Here is a 13,463-nt window from a genome sequence, read left to right on the forward strand (position 1 = left end):
GGTGGGTGATGTCGACGTGCCTGTGGCGAGCTTCGTAGGGACTGAAATGTGTGTCAGGCCGTACGGGAGACCACGTCCACTTTCACTGCTTGCCCCAGCGCTCCTCGACATTGAAAAGCACTTCGCAATCGCAGAAGCCGCCGTACGCACCGAGCCAGGGGATGACCAGCTCCGGAGCGACATCGTGGGAGGCGAGGAACTGCGTGGTGAGTCGCAAGGAATGATCGCAGCCATCGGCGAGCGCGTCATTCAAGTAATCGAACAAGGCCCAGAGCGTTTCCTTGGGGAGGGGAAGGGTGGCTTCTTCACGTAGACGCTGCTCGTGCTCTGCCGCCTTGCGGAGAGCTTTGCGACGTTGGGCTTCCGGATCCTTTGTCATGGTTGCTGTCGCTGGTAGAAAACGAGGATGTGGCGTGGAAAATCAGCCAGTGCGAAGCGCGCCGCGCAATATGCAGGCGGTCAGTGGCGTCTCAGTCGCATCGCGATGGAGCCACGCATCCACGCTCCGCCGCCATCCGTTCGATCGTCTCGATGCCACGACGCATCTTATCCCCCGCCGAGGTGTTTGCAGAATGGACGTGCATCCTGGGCGGAACGAAGGACCGAAGCGCTACCGCTTCCTCGATCCAGAGCATGACGTCATAACCGGTTCCGCGCGCATCGTCGCCGAGATCATGGTCCAGGCTGAGTTCCGCTACCTTCCCGGTTTGGAGCAGCGCGATGACGTCATCCGGCCAATAGGCCCTTGTCCATCCAGCGGGTGTCTCCCGCTCGTCGTCCAGAAATACACGCATGGCAATTGGCACCTGCTTTCGGGTCGGGGGGGCTGCCCATCGACCCGTACGCGACGAACCTACTACAGTCCGAGGATCGGCGCGATTTCGCAATGACGCGAGAAAAGGGCGAAGCGGCGCGCCGCATCAGCCGATGCATCGTCACGAAATTCAGCACATCCGCAGCAGCGTGCGTTGGAACACTAGGTCTTCCGGCGGGGATTGGCGCCAGCGTACCGCATCGTGTGCCGTAGACGTCGGCAGTTCGGTTCGCGATCGGTTACATCAGAACTTCAGAGTAGCAAGGGCGATGATGTGCCCGGCCTTGTCGTCACCAAGCGCGCCGACTTCCACTTCCTGAATGATGCCCCGACGCAAAAGGCCGGCGAAGACGAGGATGAGTTGAGAATAGCGGTAGTCGTATGTCTGAGCGATTTCGCGCTGCTTTTTTACGGCCTGGTCGACCAGGGGCCATAGCGCGTCCGGCGTGTCGATGCTCGCGGCACTGCGTTTGAACTCTTGGAGATAGGCCTGGAGCTCGCGTTGCAGCGCGGTGTCGAACAGTGCCCTGGCTGCCTTTTTCTCGGAAGCGCTCCAGGTCATGTCATGCATGGCGGCGTTCTCTTTCCGGATACCCGGCGTGTCATGGATCACGCCAGAGCGGGGCTGGATGCGATAAGGGGTGGCTTGCGCTGGCGATGCCGGTCGGGTGCATCAGCCGACTGCCGGGTGTGGCTTGCGCAATGCAGTCGGCACGAGCAGCAACGCTGCGTCGATTTCCAGGCAGGAAACCCAGGACAGTCAGTTGCTCTGGTTCCAGGCCTTGATGGCCAGGGTGACGCGCTGGCGAGTCTCGGCATCCACTTTGCGGCCGAGATACGGCGACCGGCTGCCCAGTACCCCTGGCGCGGTCCATTGCACCTGTTCGGCGAGCTGCACGATGACATCGCGCCCCAGCGCGTGGTACTGCGCCGCTTCTTCCTCGTTCAACGCCATGGTCCACGCGTAGCCGACCGGCCCATGGCTGCAGTTGACGTCGAGCAGGAGCGTGTCGTCGTCGCGCAGCAGAAACCAGGCCTGCGGCGAATGATCCACTACCTGCATGAGGTGCCCATCCGTTGCGCAAGGACGATACGTCGCGTCCCGTCGCTCCAGGCGACTCGCATGAGGTGACCGCTCATGTCGATCAGGTCGACGGCTTATTCTTGCTGTAGACGATCTTCTTGCTCCCCGCCGCGCAACTGCCAATGACCTTGCGGTCCGCTTTGATATCGGCGTTGTCGAGGATCTCCAGCGTGTAGTCCTTGACCCCGCGGGCATCGAGTTTCGCGGTGAGCTCGGCCTTCAACTCCTCGCAGGATCTGCCGGCCGCGAAAGCGGACGAGGAGGCGAAGGCGAGCAGGAGAAGCGCGATGGCCTGTTTCATGGTTGCACCGATAGTCGATGAGGGAGAAAGAGGTTGTGGAAAAAACACGTAAGGTGTGGCGGCTTTGGCATGGCGGTCGACCTGGTGCTCGCGGGAGCCAGGCCGTCGCGCCGAGTGTAGCAAGCGCAGATTGCGTCGACCGCTACCGCCACTGCAATCGGTCGGCGGCCGTCCGAAGGAGCGGGACGCCGACATCGCGAGTCAGCGCATTCAGGGATCGACCCAGACGCCTGCGTCGTACATCAGCCGCATCGTGTAGTTGAGTTGCAGCGTCTGGTTCGGGCCGCAGGCGATCTGCGTGGTCTTGTCCCTCGCTCCAGGTCCGGAAACGGAAATGGACGAGGCGGATCGGAGTGGATCGAACAGGCTGTACCGGTAGCCGCCGTTGGTGAACTCGATCGATGCGTTTCCGTTGGGAAACGTGTTGTAAGTGAAAAGACCCGTCGGCGGCTTCTTCTCTGCGGGGTACTGCAGCACCAGCTTGCCGCTCTCCGACGCCCGGTACTGCAGGTAGCCCGAGGTCCGGTTGACCGCCTTCGACGAGCACAGCGAGAACACACGCTTGCGCGTCTGGCACGTCCACAGGGTGAGCTCGTCCTTGCCGCAGAGCGGGCTGTGTTGGTACTCGCTCTCGGAGTCCTGCAGTGTCGCCTGGGTGATGGATGGCACTGGCTCAGACGCCGGTGCTGCGAGCGGCAGGCTCATCAAGGTCGCTGTCACTATGAGGCACGCCAGGGTCTTGTTCATTCGTGTGTCAAGTCTGTTGGAAAGGATCCTGTCAGAGCGGTGTCGGCGCGGTTAACCGATGGCGTGGCCTTCCTGTGGCATGCGTGGAGGGCTAACGCGGATACTGGGACCTCACCAGGAGCGTCCGAGCGCGCTGGGCCAGCCTGTTGCGGTCTCTCAAGTAGAGCGTAGGGGCATGGGTGATTGCAACGGTCGTCGCTGCCTGCATTGGTGAGAGCTGACTGAGCGGCTTGCCGAACGCTCGATTGGCAAAGCTGCTCAGTCCCTGGTCCACGCCATTGTAAGAAAGGCTGCAGTAAATGCCGTACATCTGCGACTTGTCGATGTGCATCGGCAACAGCATGCGCCAAAGCGTTTCGCGTATCTGCGATTGTCCTTGCGTCAGATCCGATGGAACGCGGGATGTCACCAGGCGGACCGCCTGCGGAGACAGCGAGCCCACATTCGCGTCGATCAGTCTGCGGATCGCTTCGGGAGGAGAAGCGTCTTCTGGATCGGCCTGGGCGAGCAGAGCGCGAATTCGAGCCAGATGTGGGCGGACGGCGAGCACATCGTAGGCGATCAGTGCCAGGAACATTGCCAGGAACAGGATCGCTATCCCTTTTGCAATGTGGTGCATGATCTTAATCATGAGCCACAACATGCCATCGAGTGAAATTGGAAATGGATTCGTGCTCTGCATGAAACACAACAAACGGCGAACGAGGTGTAGTGTCGCGCAAAGGGTTGTATCCGTCCAAAGGCGTTAAACCAACTGCTGGTCAATATAAGCGGCCGCTTGCTCCGAGAGTACCATCGGCTCTGGGCCACCACCTTTGATGAAATCTGTCATCCGGCCAGGGCAGGGCAGGTTTTTGCCATTGGCGAATTCGATGCCATGGTCGTCGCCGCGATAATCATGCCAGTACCGGGCGACGAGTTGAATGCCGTCATAGATACGGTAGCGGTAGTTCCCGAAGGCATCACGCTTAGGCTCCTGTTCGATTCGGTATCGCACGAGTGACTCCTAAATGCCTGGTTGTGGAATCTAGCCGATCGAAGCAAGTTTGGCTTGGCTGAACTGCTAGTCGGCCTTGTGTCTGAATTCCTCGAAGGGTAGTTCGATTGGAGATAAGATGAATGACACGCCATCTTCCTGCTGCTTCACGTGCCAAAGCACAATGCCTTCGGGCGGAATGCCAAGTGCCAGTGGAAAAGCGAAAGAGGGCAGCCACATCAGGCGAATGTCTCCATTACCGGCCCATCCGGCCTCGGCGAACATCTCATTGGCGACTTGTATGAACGCTTCTACCCCATCAGCAATGAAATCTGTCGGATCAGCAAGAAAGTGAAGATTGTCGATCCACTCAAAACCGTAGACGCTGAATGACCGGAGTGCTTCGGGCGCATACGAGAGCACCTGGTGTTTTGGGATGGTATAAGCCAACGACTATCCTCCTGTATGCCCTAACGCTTGACTTGGATCGCACCGTGAATCGGCGTCGGCTTTAATGAATTGCTAGGCCTATAACGAGTAATCGAAGTAGGCGTCGCTACCGTAGTCATAAAGAGAGGTGAACGTGCCATCTGCCGTCCCGTTGAAATGACTGGATGATCCGTAGTCGAATCTCTCGTACTCGCTGCCGTTTATTTACAGATCGACGTGATGAGAGTGCCATAGTCAAACAGACTGAACTGCCCAATGAACCCATCGCGTCCGAAGTGAGCGCCCCGACTGTAATCGAACACATCAGCATTCGTTGCATTGATTTGCCCATCAATGCTGATGTGCTTTGACGTCGAGTAATCGTAGACGGAAGATGCGGTGCGATCAAAGATGAGCCGCAGAGCTACGTACGCCACGCAAGCTCTTACATCAGGCTTCATGAAAATTTCCTCGTTGACCTAAAGCCTGAGTTAACTTCTGCCGAAGGCGTCGGCTTGAGTGATTGGTTAGGTTGCACCTGCGGCAAGATCTTACGCAAATGTCTTTCTGGCGACCACTTTAATGCCGCTGATACTCTCGGTCTGCTGGCTGCCCTGGGACTGCCACACAGTGCGCGCGCCGGTCCATTGATGCATTACTTCCGATGAATCCCATACTAGTGTCTCCAAAAGGCTCTCGTAGGCCACTATCCATTCTTCATCTAGATCCCAAAATTCTTTGTAGTAGGCGGCGAAGTGGATGAGATGGCCGTAGTAACTATGTCCGCGATGGTTTGGTAGCAACGAGAACATGGGCCTGACTAGCAAAGATCCTGTATCGCCAAGACCTTCAAGCACCCTTCTGTTATGGGCCTCGACGTCAGTCTCCGAGCGGAAGCAGTGGATGTAGCCGTTCACAATGCTGGACATTGGGGTGCAACCTTACGCCTAAGTTAAGACGCACCGCGGAGCGGGGTCGGCTTGAATGAATAGTTAGACGGTCGTGCCAGGAGGTGGTGAGGAAGAAGCGTGCTCCCCAGCACTGCGCCAAGAGCCGAGCATGCCACAAATAGCGGTATTGGTGCTCGCCCGAGATGCTGGCCGCTGGATGTGACCGGAACCATAGGCAATGAGCGCAGCAGAGCAACGAAGCTGGATGACCAAGTAGAGGGCGATCCGATGGCGGTAGACGTGAGGATTGCGAACCGAAGCCGACCGCTGAAGCGCTATCGCTGTCGCCGATGGCGCAAGTCGCGCCGCACGCACTCGACACCGAATATCTTGAAGCTGCGACGCTCGCCACTCGACAGAATTAACATAAAGATTTGACTAACAAGCGGCCGGGCATCCGAGTCTTTGCTGCACCCAGTAATCACCGTGCCTCCCCGGGCAAGTCAAAGCTGTCATGAGTGGCGGGAAGTTCATCATAATGCCTAACACCAGAGTTCAGCCGCATTGCAGCGGGCAGGGAGCCTGGTGGCAAGCTCCTGGGTCACCAGGCCGATGCAACGTCGGTCGCAACGAGTCGTTAGGCCGCATGACTCCATTGCAGCCCATACGGAAGAAGCGGTGGGCCGAAGAGTACGTGCAGCACACGACGTCTACTCTGGCCGGAGGCCTTCGAGGATGCATGCAGGAGCAGTGGCCGCATCACCAGCAGCGCGCCTTGCTGTACGACGCAGATGGTCTCTCCGAGGGTCTTGCGTGCTTCGATTGCAGAAGCGGTACTAAGGCGACCTAAGCGATGCGAACCAGGAACGACGCGTAGTGGGCCATCCGACTCACCGCACGTGTCCAAGTGGACTCTCAGCGCGACCAGTTCATGCAATACTTGAATTGGCGGCTGTACGTACCACACGCCTTCTTTCTGCGACCAGCCTGTCAGGCCCGGATGCTCCACTCTGTGCTGGACAGGAATGCTTAGGTCCTGATGGACTGCAACTAGCCAGTTCGTAGATGCGGACTTCTCGAAGTACGTGCACTGGACTGGAATGTGGCTTTGAGGAACAAGATCGCGTACGTCCGCACGCTCGTGCAGCTCTCTTGCAAGGTTCTTGCACCAGCCTGCATGTAATAGGTTCCGACTTCCGGGATCGCCTTCGGTACGAAGGCGATCGCAGGTCTGCAGACACGTTTCAGCATTCAGAGGATCTCCGAGGATCGTGAATCCGTCCTCTGCGAATCTACGACGATGCATGAAGCGACCTCGTACCAGAATTCAGCAGCGTTGTAGCGGTGATTGGATCATCTACCTGCCACTTGGGACAAGCGCCGATGCAGCGTCAGTTGCACCGACTCCTAAGGCCGCGAAGCAAAGAGCGCGGTGGCTCAGTCTCGACTTCTGGGCAGCATGCATGACGGATTGCGGCGGTAGCGCACGTACCCGATTCCGGCAAAGAGCACCGAGAACACAGCGCCCCAAGTGGCCCCGAATTGAGCTGCCTCACTCAGCGGCGATCCCTTCAAGTACTGCACGGCTGAGAGCACCGACGATGCCGCGACCAGCGAAACCAAGAGCCTCTTGATCCAGAACAACGCACCCATCCTACTCTCCGTACTAGTAGTCTAGCGCCTGAAGCAAGCCGACTTGCGAAGCAAGTTCCGCTTGAATGAATGGTTGGGTGCCCGCCTACCTTTTGGTAGTTGGCATCATGAGGAGAAGTGTACAGAGCACAAGAGTGAAGGCACTGGCCCCAAAGGTATGCGAGCCAAGTGGAACCGGACCCCCGAGTGCGAGATAGGTGATATAGGCAACAACGCAAGTCGCAGAAGCTAGGGCGGCCCAATGCGAAACACCCCAGTACCTGTTGCATTTGCTGCAACGATGCTCGAAGGCTGGTCCGGATAGGAGCTTCTTAACCAGGCTGACTCCCTTCTCTCTGCAGTGAGGGCACTTGAGCATTCGGAATTCCCTCTTGGCAGCCAACGTTTGAGTTAAGCGGCGGCGAAGCCGTTCGCCTTGAACGCGCTGTTGGCGCTGACGCATATCTTGCTAACCCGCAATGCGGACATTTTCTACCCAGAGATAGGCTGAGAACTTTAGTGATATGGAATCTCTTGCCAAAGTAGGGACACCGAAACAGGATGAACCATGATCAGGCAGCAAAGCTGCCGCCGTCCCATGCCACAGCAGAAACTATCGAAAGCGCCTCATTGCTTGTCGTAGAGCCGATCGCTAATGCGATTGGCGCCAGAAACACAGGAACTAAGACAGCCAGCCATTGACGACGATCGGCTGACCAGTTGCCCCATAGTCCCGCATGATGTTTGAAGCCTAGCTGCTATTGGGCTGCCTAGAAGCGGTGATACGCCCAGTATCCGCCAATGCCAGGCATCTGCGCGGATGGGGCGGGCCGCGCAGGTCCATACGCAGGTGCCGTGGTGTCCAAGAAAGTGGCCCAGTCGTGGGCGTTTGCGATCACGCGTCGGGACTGAAGTCCCTCCCACAGTGCGATGCCAGAGCGCCATGGAGACCGTGGAACCCCGCGGTCCCCATGACAACGCCTCACCCGTCCAGCATCGCCTTGTTCCGCACCGCGCCCTTGTCCGCACTGGTCGCCAGCAGCGCATATGCCTTCAACGCCGTAGTGACCTTGCGCGGGCGCGGTTCCGCTGGCTTCCAGCCGCGGGCGTCCTGTTCGGCGCGGCGCGTGGCCAGTTCCGCATCGGAGACCAGCAGGTCGATGCGGCGCTGGGGAATGTCGATGCGGATGCGGTCGCCGTCGCGGACCAGGCCGATGGCACCGCCCGCCGCTGCTTCGGGCGAGGCGTGGCCGATCGACAGGCCGGAGGTGCCGCCGGAGAAGCGGCCGTCGGTGAGCAGGGCGCATTGCTTGCCCAGGCCCTTGGACTTCAGGTACGAGGTGGGGTACAGCATTTCCTGCATGCCGGGGCCGCCCTTGGGGCCTTCGTAGCGGATCACCACGACGTCGCCGGCCTGGACGTCGTCGGCGAGGATGCCCTTGACCGCGGCGTCCTGGCTTTCGAACACCTTGGCGTTGCCTTCGAACACGTGGATGGATTCGTCCACGCCCGCGGTCTTCACCACGCAGCCGTCCTCGGCGATGTTGCCGTACAGCACCGCCAGGCCGCCTTCCTGCGAGTAGGCGTGGGCGACGTCGCGGATGCAGCCGCTGGCACGGTCGGCGTCCAGGCTGGGCCAGCGCGTGGCCTGGCTGAAGGCGACCTGGGTGGGGATACCGGCCGGCCCGGCCTGGTAGAAGGTCTGCACCGCGGGGTCGTCGCTCTGGGTGATGTCCCACTGCGCGATGGCGTCGGCCAGGCTGCGGCTGTGCACGGTGGCCTGGTCGGTGTGCAGCAGGCCGCCGCGGGCCAGTTCGCCGAGGATGGCGACGATGCCGCCGGCGCGGTGCACGTCCTCGATGTGGTACTTCTGCGTGTTCGGCGCCACCTTGCACAGCTGCGGCACGCGCTTGGACAGGCGGTCGATGTCGCGCAGGGTGAACGGCACCTCGGCTTCCTGCGCGGCGGCGAGCAGGTGCAGGATGGTGTTGGTGGAGCCGCCCATGGCGATGTCCAGGGTCATCGCGTTCTCGAAGGCTTCGAAGGTGGCGATGCCGCGCGGCAGCGCGCGCGGATCCTCGGCGCCGTACCAGCGGTGGCACAGTTCCACCGCAGTGCGGCCGGCTTTGAGGAAAAGTTGCTCGCGGTCGGCGTGGGTGGCCACCACGGTGCCGTTGCCGGGCAGGGCCAGGCCCAGCGCTTCGGTCAGGCAGTTCATCGAGTTGGCGGTGAACATGCCCGAGCACGAGCCGCAGGTGGGGCAGGCGCTGCGCTCGAAGGCGGCGACCTTCTCGTCGGAGGCGGTGGGATCGGCGGCGATCACCATCGCGTCGATCAGATCCAGGTTGTGGTCGGCGAGCTTGGTCTTGCCTGCTTCCATCGGCCCGCCGGAGACGAACACGGTGGGGATGTTGAGGCGCAGCGCGGCCATCAGCATGCCGGGGGTGATCTTGTCGCAGTTGGAGATGCACACCAGCGCGTCGGCGCAGTGCGCGTTGACCATGTACTCGACCGAGTCGGCGATGATCTCGCGGCTGGGCAGCGAGTACAGCATGCCGTCGTGGCCCATGGCGATGCCGTCGTCCACGGCGATGGTGTCGAACTCCTTGGCCACGCCGCCGACGCGCTCGATCTCGCGCGCGACCAGTTGCCCGAGATCCTTCAGGTGTACGTGGCCGGGCACGAACTGGGTGAAGGAATTGGCGATGGCGATGATCGGCTTGTGGAAGTCGGCGTCCTGCATGCCGGTGGCGCGCCACAGCGCGCGGGCGCCGGCCATGTTGCGGCCGTGGGTGGAGGTCTTGGAGCGATAGTCGGGCATGGGAGCAGCGAACGAGCGGGCGGGGAGGCTGGCGATGGTGGCGCGATCGGATCGTTGCTGCTGCAACCGTCCCGGCGCCCACCGGTGGGCCGACCACGTTAGCACGCACGCTGGCGCCGCCGCGCGCCGGGCAGGAGTGAGAAGCGGTTCGCAGACCTGCCCGCACACGCTTGGCAGACTGCGGTGGCCGGTGCGTCAGGGGGCGTAGGCCCGGCTCGCCCATCATGACCACAGGAGGTGTCCATGCTTCGGCATGTGCGTTCGTCGTCTTCCGCTGTTTCCTCCCCCACCCCGTCCCTCGCCTCCACCCCGGCCGATCCGGGCCGCCGCAGCGTGCTGCGCGCCGGTGTCGGCATCGCCGCCGGCGCCGCGCTGTGGGGCCTGGGCGGCCAGGCCCGCGCTGCGGGCACCCTGCCGTTCGCCGGCCTCAACCTGTCCGGGCTGGCGTCCAACAACTTCGTGGACAACGCCATCATCGACAGGAATTACCGCGACATCAGCGATCAGCACATCGCCGCCGCCGGTGCCTGCCCGCTGTTCCGCCTGCCCACCACCGCCGCGCGCTTCAGTACCGGCCAGGGCATGCCGCTCAACAGCACGTACTGCGACCAGGTCGAGAAGGTGCTGGATCGGCTCGCGGAGCGCGGCAAGGTGGCGATCCTGGAATTGCACGACTACATGCGCCTGCCGATCAAGGTGGCGAGCAAGTCCGGTTACCGGCGCGATGGGTCCGGCCAGCTGATTGGGCCGGATGGCCGCGCGGTCACCGATCCCGCCGACCAAGCGGTGTGGAACGGGACCTACCGCAAGGGCAATTTCCTGTACCTGGCCTACTTCGACCCGGCCGACAACCTGCTCAAGCTCTACGAGTACCGCGTGATCGGTACGCCGGGCTGCACGCTGTACAACGCCGCGGGCCTGCCGGATCTGTGGAGCCGCATCGTGCAGCGCTTCCGCGCGCATCCGGCGATCTTCGGCTGGGGCCTGATGAACGAGCCCTACGAGGGGCCGGAGTACAACGCCGACGGCAGCAAGCTGGTGATGGCCGATCACTGGCTGCGCACCGCCACCGCCACTGCGGCGCGCATCTTCGATTTCGACCGGTCGCATTACGTGTTCGTCTGCGGCAACGAATATGCCAGCGCCCGCCGATGGAAAGAGGTGTCCAACAACCTGGACACGATCCCCGACCCGTACGACCGCATCGTCTACGAGGCGCACAACTACCTGGACAACGAGGGCAAAGGCGGCGGCAACTGGGCCAATCCCAGCGAAACCGTCGCGCCGGATACCGGCATCGAGATGGTCACGCCCTTCATCGACTGGCTGGCCCACAGAGGCAAGCGCGGCTTTCTCGGCGAGCACGGCTATCCGGCCGGCAATGCCAGCGCGGAACTGGCGACCACGCGCATGCTCGCGCACCTGCAGGCCAACAACATTCCCAGCACGCAGTGGTGCTTCGGTCCCGGTTGGCCGGACAACGACGTGTTGGGCATGAGCCGCGACGTCGGCATGGATATCCAGGTGAAGTCCAACATCGCCGCGGTGCAGCCGTATTTCGGTGCGCGCCTGTCCAGCTACGTACCGCCGCCGCCGAAGAGCTGACGCGTCGCGCGTGCGTCCGCCGTGACGCCCAACCGCCGGCCGCGGGTTTCCGCGGCCGGCGGAACCGGGCATCATCGTGCCTGGACTCAGGAAGACGTTGCCATGAAAAGGTCAAAGACGACCGCGTTGTTGCTGATGAGCGCGGCACCATTGCTGTTCACCGCCTGCGGGCGCGAGCCGGAAGCCAAGGCGCAGGAAGGCCTGTACACCTCGGTGGATGCCTGCGTGGCGCAGACCCACGACATCGCCACCTGCCGCGAGGCCTTCGCGCAGGCGCAGAAGCAGGCGGCCGAGCAGGGCCCCAAGTACGCCAGCCGCGAGCAGTGTGCGCAGGACTATGCGCAGGATCGCTGCGTGGAGCAGCGCGACAGCCACGGCCATTCCTTCATCGGGCCGATGATGACCGGCTTCTTCCTGTCGCAGATGCTCAACAACAACCGCGCCGCCGGGTTCAATGCGGCGCCCGCCTACCAGGACCGGCAGAACCAGTGGCAGCGGCCGGCGTCCTATTCCGGCGGCGCCGGTGCGGCGGCCAGCGGCACGATGCTGCGCGGCAACCAGACCATGAGCCAGATCGGCGCCACGCCGAACCGGGCGGTCACCGTCAGCCGCGGCGGCTTCGGCGAATCCGCCGGTGGGCGCGGCTTCGGCAGCTGAGTCCGGCTTCTCTTTTCACCGCACGAGACCCCGCATGAAACGCATCGCGATCGTCGAGCGCGGCGACTGGCGCGCCCAGGCCGCGGAGTACGGCTTCCGTTTCCACACCATCGACGGCCAGCGCTACTGGGACGAACGTGCCTACTACGCGTTCAGCCTGCGCCAGATCGAGCGCGACCTGGAAGATCCCAGCGCCGAGCTGCACGCGATGGCGATGAGCCTGCTCGACGAGATCGTCGCCAGCGAGGCGCTGATGCAGCGGCTGGCCATCCCGCCGGCGTTCCGCGACTGGATCGCCGACAGCTGGCGGCGCCGCGAACCGCATCTGTACGGGCGCCTGGACCTGGCCTACGACGGCCGCGGCCCGGCCAAGCTGTACGAACTGAACTACGACACGCCGACCTCGCTGTTCGAGTCGGCGTTCTTCCAGTGGCAGTGGCTGGAGGACCAGCGCGCGCAGGGCCGCCTGCCGGACGACGCCGACCAGTTCAACTCCATCCACGAAGCCTTGCTGGAGCGCTTCGCCGCGCTCGCCGGCGGGCTGCCGCCGCCGCTGTACTTCGCCGCGGTGCGCGATTCGGAAGAGGACCAGGGCACGGTCGCCTACCTGCGCGATTGCGCCGCGCAGGCCGGCGTCGGCGGCGAGCTGATCGCGCTCGAGGACATCGGCCTGTCCAGCGACGGCCGCTACACCGACCTGGACGACACGGTGATCGGCGCGCTGTTCAAGCTGTATCCGCTGGAGGACATGTTCGCCGAGCGCTTCGGCCAGGCGTTGCCGGGTTCGGGCCTGCGCCTGCTGGAGCCGCCGTGGAAGGCGCTGCTCAGCAACAAGGGCATCCTGCCGCTGCTGTGGGAGCGCCATCGCGGCCATCCCAACCTGCTGCCGGCCGCGTTCGACGACGGCAGCGCATTGCCGCCGGGCTGGGTACGCAAGCCGCTGCATTCGCGTGAGGGCGCCAACATCGTGCTGCACCTGGACGATGGCCGCGTGCTGGAGAGCGATGGTCCCTACGCCGGGCCCTACATCCGCCAGCAGGCGCATCCGCTGCCGGCGTTCGAGGGCCGCTATCCGATGGTGGGCAGTTGGATCGTCGGCGACCGCGCCTGTGGCATCGGCATCCGCGAGGACGATGGCCCGATCACCCGCGACAGCGCGCGGTTCCTGCCGCATGCGATTGTCGAGGACGCGCGGCCGGATGTGTTGTATGCGTGAGTCGCTGTCGCGCGCCGACGCGGCGTCGCTTGATGCGCCGCGTCGGCATCGCAACGACGGAACGCCGTTGGCCGCCTATGCGGACCAGGTGGCGGTGCGCTGCCATCGCTGCGGCGCGCCGGGGTGGGTGCTGGCGCAGTGGGAGCCTTATCGGTGGCAGGCCCGGTTCCGGTGTGGCCAGTGCGCTGCGGGGCTGGACAGCGCCAATGGCGACTGGGCTGGAGCGGTGCAACTGGTCGGTCGTCGCGCGTGCGGTCATTGTGGGCACCAGTGGGTGCAGGTCTGCGTGAC

The 13,463-nt window shown here is 62.8% G+C and carries 16 protein-coding genes; 3 read left to right on the top strand and 13 right to left on the bottom strand.

Going from position 1 to position 13,463, the window contains the following annotated elements:
* Positions 1–82: 82 nt before the first annotated feature.
* The 13 genes from PG878_RS01910 to ilvD all read right to left on the bottom strand — a co-directional run bounded on the left by PG878_RS01910 (position 83) and on the right by ilvD (position 9,694).
* A complete protein-coding gene (locus tag PG878_RS01910) occupies positions 83–379 on the bottom strand; it encodes a DUF2695 domain-containing protein (protein WP_244663780.1) in 297 nt (98 codons plus the stop codon).
* Positions 380–470: 91 nt separating this feature from the next.
* Positions 471–794 (bottom strand): cyclic-phosphate processing receiver domain-containing protein, encoded by a 324-nt coding sequence (locus PG878_RS01915; protein WP_209030523.1) that lies wholly within the window; start codon positions 792–794, stop codon positions 471–473.
* Between the two features lie 264 nt (positions 795–1,058).
* The gene (locus PG878_RS01920; protein ID WP_209231292.1) at positions 1,059–1,385 is read right to left on the bottom strand and encodes a hypothetical protein; all 327 of its coding nucleotides are present in this window, start codon (positions 1,383–1,385) and stop codon (positions 1,059–1,061) included.
* Positions 1,386–1,574: 189 nt separating this feature from the next.
* The gene (locus PG878_RS01925) at positions 1,575–1,877 is read right to left on the bottom strand and encodes a hypothetical protein (RefSeq protein ID WP_209030525.1); all 303 of its coding nucleotides are present in this window, start codon (positions 1,875–1,877) and stop codon (positions 1,575–1,577) included.
* 82 nt (positions 1,878–1,959) lie between these two features.
* Positions 1,960–2,199, bottom strand: a complete 240-nt coding sequence (locus PG878_RS01930) for a DUF1161 domain-containing protein (RefSeq protein ID WP_209030526.1) — start codon at positions 2,197–2,199, stop codon at positions 1,960–1,962.
* Between the two features lie 210 nt (positions 2,200–2,409).
* Positions 2,410–2,946, bottom strand: coding sequence for a hypothetical protein (locus PG878_RS01935; RefSeq protein ID WP_244672546.1), 537 nt, complete (start codon positions 2,944–2,946; stop codon positions 2,410–2,412).
* 91 nt (positions 2,947–3,037) lie between these two features.
* The gene (locus tag PG878_RS01940; RefSeq protein ID WP_209030527.1) at positions 3,038–3,577 is read right to left on the bottom strand and encodes a transglycosylase domain-containing protein; all 540 of its coding nucleotides are present in this window, start codon (positions 3,575–3,577) and stop codon (positions 3,038–3,040) included.
* A 114-nt stretch (positions 3,578–3,691) separates the two neighbouring features.
* On the bottom strand, positions 3,692–3,943 hold the full coding sequence (locus tag PG878_RS01945; RefSeq protein ID WP_209030528.1) for a hypothetical protein: 252 nt from the start codon (positions 3,941–3,943) through the stop codon (positions 3,692–3,694).
* Positions 3,944–4,009: 66 nt separating this feature from the next.
* Positions 4,010–4,372 carry a hypothetical protein gene (locus PG878_RS01950; RefSeq protein WP_209030529.1) on the bottom strand — a complete coding sequence of 121 codons (363 nt, stop codon included), beginning with the start codon at positions 4,370–4,372 and terminating at the stop codon, positions 4,010–4,012.
* Positions 4,373–4,902: 530 nt separating this feature from the next.
* Complete coding sequence (locus tag PG878_RS01955) at positions 4,903–5,280, bottom strand: hypothetical protein (RefSeq protein ID WP_209030530.1); 378 nt, start codon at positions 5,278–5,280, stop codon at positions 4,903–4,905.
* Positions 5,281–5,878: 598 nt separating this feature from the next.
* Positions 5,879–6,547, bottom strand: a complete 669-nt coding sequence (locus PG878_RS20805; RefSeq protein WP_209030531.1) for a phytanoyl-CoA dioxygenase family protein — start codon at positions 6,545–6,547, stop codon at positions 5,879–5,881.
* Positions 6,548–6,678: 131 nt separating this feature from the next.
* Positions 6,679–6,894, bottom strand: coding sequence for a hypothetical protein (locus PG878_RS01960; RefSeq protein WP_209030532.1), 216 nt, complete (start codon positions 6,892–6,894; stop codon positions 6,679–6,681).
* Positions 6,895–7,855: 961 nt separating this feature from the next.
* Complete coding sequence (ilvD, locus tag PG878_RS01965) at positions 7,856–9,694, bottom strand: dihydroxy-acid dehydratase (RefSeq protein WP_209030533.1); 1,839 nt, start codon at positions 9,692–9,694, stop codon at positions 7,856–7,858.
* A 243-nt stretch (positions 9,695–9,937) separates the two neighbouring features.
* Here ilvD and PG878_RS01970 point away from each other — a divergent pair, with 243 nt between their 5' ends.
* From PG878_RS01970 to PG878_RS01980, 3 genes are all read left to right on the top strand, one after another.
* Positions 9,938–11,299 carry a glycoside hydrolase family 5 protein gene (locus tag PG878_RS01970; RefSeq protein WP_244672547.1) on the top strand — a complete coding sequence of 454 codons (1,362 nt, stop codon included), beginning with the start codon at positions 9,938–9,940 and terminating at the stop codon, positions 11,297–11,299.
* A 102-nt stretch (positions 11,300–11,401) separates the two neighbouring features.
* Positions 11,402–11,956 (top strand): DUF1190 domain-containing protein, encoded by a 555-nt coding sequence (locus PG878_RS01975; protein WP_209030534.1) that lies wholly within the window; start codon positions 11,402–11,404, stop codon positions 11,954–11,956.
* Between the two features lie 34 nt (positions 11,957–11,990).
* On the top strand, positions 11,991–13,172 hold the full coding sequence (locus tag PG878_RS01980; RefSeq protein ID WP_209030535.1) for a glutathionylspermidine synthase family protein: 1,182 nt from the start codon (positions 11,991–11,993) through the stop codon (positions 13,170–13,172).
* Positions 13,173–13,463: the final 291 nt, after the last annotated feature.

The sequence above is a fragment of the Xanthomonas hawaiiensis genome, assembly GCF_031834635.1.
Classification (GTDB): Bacteria; Pseudomonadota; Gammaproteobacteria; order Xanthomonadales; family Xanthomonadaceae; genus Xanthomonas_A; species Xanthomonas_A sacchari.